This window comes from Stenotrophomonas sp. P5_A8 (genome assembly GCF_056400545.1).
The window spans coordinates 1-5,251 of record NZ_JBFULB010000270.1 but is presented as its reverse complement, the minus strand read 5'-3'; the positions used below and the strand labels follow the sequence as shown (position 1 = coordinate 5,251).

4 protein-coding genes and 1 pseudogene are annotated in these 5,251 nt (G+C 67.5%); 1 reads left to right on the top strand and 4 read right to left on the bottom strand.

Annotated features, from left to right (window positions below; translation table 11 throughout):
- The 4 genes and pseudogenes from secD to queA form a co-directional block, all read right to left on the bottom strand.
- A pseudogene (gene secD, locus AC1DQP_RS15975) lies at positions 1 to 588 on the bottom strand (protein translocase subunit SecD); the annotation flags it as partial.
- Between the two features lie 61 nt (positions 589 to 649).
- Positions 650 to 997: a preprotein translocase subunit YajC gene (yajC, locus tag AC1DQP_RS15970; protein ID WP_256773999.1), complete on the bottom strand. Its 348-nt coding sequence runs from the start codon at positions 995 to 997 to the stop codon at positions 650 to 652.
- Between the two features lie 150 nt (positions 998 to 1,147).
- Positions 1,148 to 2,278, bottom strand: coding sequence for a tRNA guanosine(34) transglycosylase Tgt (tgt, locus tag AC1DQP_RS15965; RefSeq protein ID WP_478051989.1), 1,131 nt, complete (start codon positions 2,276 to 2,278; stop codon positions 1,148 to 1,150).
- 153 nt (positions 2,279 to 2,431) lie between these two features.
- Positions 2,432 to 3,496 carry a tRNA preQ1(34) S-adenosylmethionine ribosyltransferase-isomerase QueA gene (gene queA, locus AC1DQP_RS15960; protein WP_457318664.1) on the bottom strand — a complete coding sequence of 355 codons (1,065 nt, stop codon included), beginning with the start codon at positions 3,494 to 3,496 and terminating at the stop codon, positions 2,432 to 2,434.
- Between the two features lie 211 nt (positions 3,497 to 3,707).
- On the opposite strand from queA, the gene AC1DQP_RS15955 reads away from it, so the two are divergent.
- Positions 3,708 to 5,204 carry an aminotransferase class III-fold pyridoxal phosphate-dependent enzyme gene (locus AC1DQP_RS15955; protein ID WP_478051988.1) on the top strand — a complete coding sequence of 499 codons (1,497 nt, stop codon included), beginning with the start codon at positions 3,708 to 3,710 and terminating at the stop codon, positions 5,202 to 5,204.
- The last annotated feature ends 47 nt before the right edge of the window (positions 5,205 to 5,251 follow it).

The window sequence follows — 5,251 nt, the reverse complement described above, 5'->3', positions numbered from 1 at the left end:
GGCCATCACCTCGCGGGCGCGGGTGACCGCTTCGGCACCGGCGGACGGGCTGATGGTGGCGATGATGCTGTTGTCCGCACGACGCTCCACCGACTGGTAGGCGATGCGGGCATCGCGCAGGCTGCTGCGCACGTCTTCGGCGTAGGCATCCAGGCGCTTGTCCAGCGCGGCCTTCTGGTCGACCTGCAGCACGAAGTGCACGCCGCCCTGCAGATCCAGGYCCAACACCATCGGGCTGCCGCCCAGCTTGGCCAGCCACTCCGGCACGGTCGAGGCCAGGTTCAGGGCCACCACATAGTCCTCACCCACGCTGTCGCGCAGGGTATCGCTGGCGGCGGCCTGCGACTGCAGGTCGGCCAGGCGGACGATCAGGCTGTCGCCTTCCTTCTCCGCGCCAATGGTCTTGACCCCGGCCTTGGCCAGGTCGGCCAGCACGCGGTCACGCAGCGCGTCGTCGATCTGCCCGCCACGGTTGGCGGTGATCTGGACGGCCGGGTCCTTCTGGTAGACGTTGGGCAGCGCGTACAGGGTGCTGAGCGCCAGCACGATCAGGATGAGGAAATACTTCCAGCGTGGAAATTCGAGCATTGCTTGGGTCCCGCGCGGCGCCCATCCCGGCGCCGCGGTTGTGCTTCGGAAAAGGAGTGGCTCAGTTGGCCGACTTCAGCGTGCCGGTCGGCAGCACGTTGCCCACGGCGCCCTTCTGCACGCGGATGCGCACGTTGTCGGCCACTTCGATGGTGATGAAGTTGTCGCCGATGTCGGTGACCACGCCGGCGATGCCGCCGTTGGTCAGCACTTCGTCGCCGCGCTTGATCTTCTCCAGCATCGCCTTGTGTTCCTTCTGACGCTTCATCTGCGGGCGGATCATCAGGAAGTACATGATCGCGATCAGGATGATCGGGAACAGCAGCGTGGTCAGACCCATACCACCGCCCGGCTGGCCGCCAGCGGCTTGGGCGTGGGCGGCAGGAATCAGGAAAGCGATCAGGTTCATGTTGGTGTCCTTGGGTTGGGAGGCGCCCTGCCCTGGTGGGCCTGGGTGTCGCCGCGAAACGGGTCAGCCACGAAGTATGCCATGGCCCCGGGAGTTCGTCCTCGGGCCCTTTGGCAGGGTCGGCGCGGCGGTCGGTGCTGCGTGGAGGGTCTACAGCGGCGGGGTAGCCGCGCCACGGGCCGCGTAGAAGGACTCGCGGAAGGCGGCAAAGGTTCCCGCCGCGATGGCCGCGCGCATGTCGGCCATCAGCTTTTCGTAGTAATACAGGTTGTGGATGGTCCCCAGCATCGGCGCCAGCATCTCGTTGCAGCGGTCCAGGTGGCGCAGGTACGAGCGGGTGTAACCGCTGGTGCAGGCGTGGCAACCGCAGCCCGGCTCGATGGTGTCCATGTCGCGCTCGTAGCGGGCGTTGCGGATGCGCACGGTGCCGAACGAGGTGAAATAGTGGCCGTTGCGGGCGTTGCGGGTGGGCATCACGCAATCGAACATGTCCACCCCGCGGGCGACGCCTTCCACCAGGTCCTCCGGGCGGCCCACGCCCATCAGGTAGCGCGGGCGGTCGGCGGGCAGGATCGGGTGCATGTGGTCGAGCATGGCGTTGCGCTCGTGCTCGGGCTCGCCCACGGCCAGGCCGCCGATGGCGTAGCCGTCGAAGCCGATCTGCTGCAGGCCCTCGGCCGAGCGGCTGCGCAGGTCATGGTGGACCCCGCCCTGGACGATGCCGAACAGCGCCGCATCATTGCCCAGTTCGTCGTGCGCGTTGCGGCTGCGCTGGGCCCAGCGCAGGCTGAGTTCCATCGAGGTCCGCGCGACCGGCTCGGTGGCCGGGTACGGGGTGCACTCGTCGAAGATCATCACGATGTCCGAGTCGAGCACCTTCTGGATGCGCATGCTTTCTTCCGGCCCGAGGAAGACGCGTGCGCCGTCGGTCGGCGAGGAGAAGGTGACCCCCTGCTCGGTGATCTTGCGGCGGTGCGCCAGCGAGAACACCTGGAAACCACCCGAATCGGTCAGGATCGGGCCATCCCAGCGCGCAAAGCCGTGCAGACCGCCGTGGTCGGCGATCACGTCCAGACCGGGGCGCAGGTACAGGTGGAAGGTGTTGCCCAGGATGATTTCCGCGCCCAGCGCCCGGATCTGCTCCGGCAGGATGCCCTTGACCGAGCCATAGGTGCCCACGGGCATGAATGCCGGGGTCTCCACGGTACCGCGCGGGAAGGTCAGGCGGCCGCGGCGGGCGCGACCGTCAGTGGTCTGGAGCTGGAACTGGAGTCGGGACATGGAGCGGGATTCGGGCAAATAATGGCCCATTGTCGCCGAAAAGCCCCCGCCTGCGCTCGCCCGTAGAGCCGACCGTTGGTCGGCCACCCACCCAACCGTAGAGCCGACCGTTGGTCGGCTACCCTCCCGACCGTAGCGCCGACCGTTGGTCGGCTAGGCCTGCGGGAACAGCAACATCGCATCGCCATAGCTGAAGAAGCGGTATTTCTCTGCGATGGCGGCCCGGTACGCCTCGAACACCCGTTCCTTGCCGGCAAACGCCGAAATCATCATCAACAGGGTGCTTTCGGGCAGGTGAAAGTTGGTGACCATCGCATCCACGCTGTGGATCCGGTAACCCGGGGTAATGAAGATCTGGGTCTCACCGGCATACGGCAGCAGCTCGCCATCGCGCATCGCGCTTTCCAGTGCACGCACCACCGTGGTGCCCACGCCGATCACCCGGCCGCCGGCAGCGCGCGTGCGGCGCACCTGCTGGACCAGTTCGGCGCCCACGTTCAGCCACTCGCGGTGCATCACATGCTCCTTGAGGTCGTCCACCCGCACCGGCTGGAACGTGCCCGCCCCCACATGCAGGGTCACATGGCCGAAATCGATGCCCCTGGCCTTCAGCGTGGCCAGCAGTGCCTCGTCGAAGTGCAGGCCCGCGGTCGGGGCGGCCACCGCGCCGATTTCACGGGCGAACACGGTCTGGTAGCGCTCGCGGTCGTCCACGCCCGGCTCGCGCTGGATGTACGGCGGCAACGGCAGGCGACCGGCGTGCAGCAACCACTGCTCCAGTGCCTCCGGCACGTGGAACTGCAGCACATAGAATTCGCCATCGCGGCCCAGCACCTCGGCCTCGCCACCGGCATCCAGCGCGATCCGGCTGCCCGGTTTGGGCGACTTGCTGGCCCCGACCTGGGCCCGCGCCTGCTGGGCGCCGAGCAGGCGCTCGATCAGGATTTCGACGCGCCCGCCGCTGGCCTTCTGCCCGAACAGGCGCGCGGGAATGACCCGGGTATCGTTGAAGACCAGCAGATCGCCGGCACGCAGCAGGTCGGGCAGATCGCGCACCTGGCGGTGCTCGAACGCGGCGGGGGCCGGCGGCACCAGCATCAGGCGGCTGGCGGAGCGCTCGGCGAGGGGCGCCTGGGCGATCAATTCAGGCGGGAGTTCGTAATTGAAATCGGACTTCTTCAAGGGAGCGCACGGCAACGTGTAGGCAATGTCGGCCATTGTACGACCGGCCCTCCGCGGCGGCGCAGCGACAGGCAAACGTCGCGCAAAATGCTGCTATGCAACAGTTTTCGCGGGGTTATCGCGCGAAAAAGCGCGTGCTAGCATCGGGCTGGAAGTTAGATGCACGAGCAGGAATGCCCCCAGCGCGCGCGAATAGACGCGCGTTTTGCGTTTCCGCCGTGCCGCCAATCGTTTCAGGAGATCTGCAATGAGCTTCATCGAACGTCTTGCCCCCCTTCGCGCCCAGCCCGGCACCCGCCTCACCGCCGGCCTGGATGACGCCAGCCTGGAGCGCCTGGGTGCCGGCCACCCGCAGCTGATCGCCGCGATCGACGCTGCCGCCGCCGAATTCGAGCGCGTCCGCGCCGACCTGGGCGACCTGCTGGCGCTGGACGAACGCGCCCAGATCGAGGCGATGCAGGATGGCTTCGTCAATTTCTACGCCGACGATGCGGTCACCCCGTATGTCGCCCTCGCCGCCCGCGGTGCGTGGGTGGTCACCCTGAAGGGGGCGGTGCTGTACGACGCTGGCGGCTACGGCATGCTCGGTTTCGGCCACACCCCCGAGGCGGTCATGGCGGCCATGGCCGCCCCGCAGGTAATGGCCAACGTGATGACCCCGAACCTGTCCCAGCAGCGCTTCATCAAGGCCCTGCGCAAGGAGATCGGGCACCGTCGCGGCGGCTGCCCGTACAGCCACTTCATGTGCCTGAATTCCGGCTCTGAAGCGGTCGGCCTGGCCGCGCGCATCGCCGACGTCAACGCAAAACTGCAGACCGACCCGGGCGCGCGCCATGCCGGCGCCAAGATCAAGCGCGTGGTCATCAAGGGCAGCTTCCACGGGCGTACCGATCGTCCCGGCCTGTACTCCGACTCCAGCCGCAAGACCTATGTGCAGCACTTGGCCAGCTACCGCGGCGAAGACTCGGTGATCGCCATCGCCCCGTACGACGAGGAGGCACTCAAGCGCGTCTTCGCCGAGGCAGAGCAGAACCACTGGTTCATCGAGGCGGTGTTCCTGGAGCCGGTGATGGGCGAAGGCGACCCGGGCCGCTCGGTGCCGCCGGCCTTCTACGCGCTGGCCCGCGAACTGACCCGCCAGCACGGCAGCCTGCTGCTGCTCGACTCGATCCAGGCCGGCCTGCGTGCGCACGGCGTGCTTTCCATCGTCGACTACCCCGGCTTCGAAGGCCTGGACGTGCCGGACATGGAGACCTACTCCAAGGCGCTCAATGCCGCCCAGTTCCCGCTTTCCGTACTGGCGGTCACCGAACATGCCGCGCATCTGTACCGCAAGGGCATCTACGGCAACACCATGACCTCCAACCCGCGTGCGTTGGACGTGGCCTGCGCCACCCTGTCGCTGCTGACCCCGCAGGTGCGCGAGAACATCCGCGTGCGTGGCGAGGAAGCGGTGCGCAAGCTGGAGCAGCTCAAGTCCGAGCTGGGCGGGCTGATCACCAAGGTGCAGGGCACCGGCCTGCTGTTCTCCTGCGAACTGGCGCCCCAGTTCAAGTGTTACGGCACCGGTTCCACCGAGGAATGGTTGCGCAACCACGGCATCAACGTCATCCACGGCGGCGAGAACTCGTTGCGCTTCACCCCGCATTTCGGCATGGACAGCGAAGAGCTGGACCTGCTGGTCGGGCTGGTGGGCCGCGCGTTGAAGGAAGGTCCGCGCAAGGAACAGTCGCAGGCGGCTTGAGGCCGGCGGCCGGGCGGGGTTGAACCCGCACGGGGGTAGGCGACCGA

What these genes read in the sequence shown, in the direction of transcription:
- tgt (WP_478051989.1), bottom strand. Translation starts at nt 2,278, where the DNA reads ATGTCCCGACTCCAGTTCCAGCTCCAGACCACTGACGGTCGCGCCCGC.
- yajC (WP_256773999.1), bottom strand. Translation starts at nt 997, where the DNA reads ATGAACCTGATCGCTTTCCTGATTCCTGCCGCCCACGCCCAAGCCGCT.
- queA (WP_457318664.1), bottom strand. Translation starts at nt 3,496, where the DNA reads ATGGCCGACATTGCCTACACGTTGCCGTGCGCTCCCTTGAAGAAGTCC.
- AC1DQP_RS15955 (WP_478051988.1), top strand. Translation starts at nt 3,708, where the DNA reads ATGAGCTTCATCGAACGTCTTGCCCCCCTTCGCGCCCAGCCCGGCACC.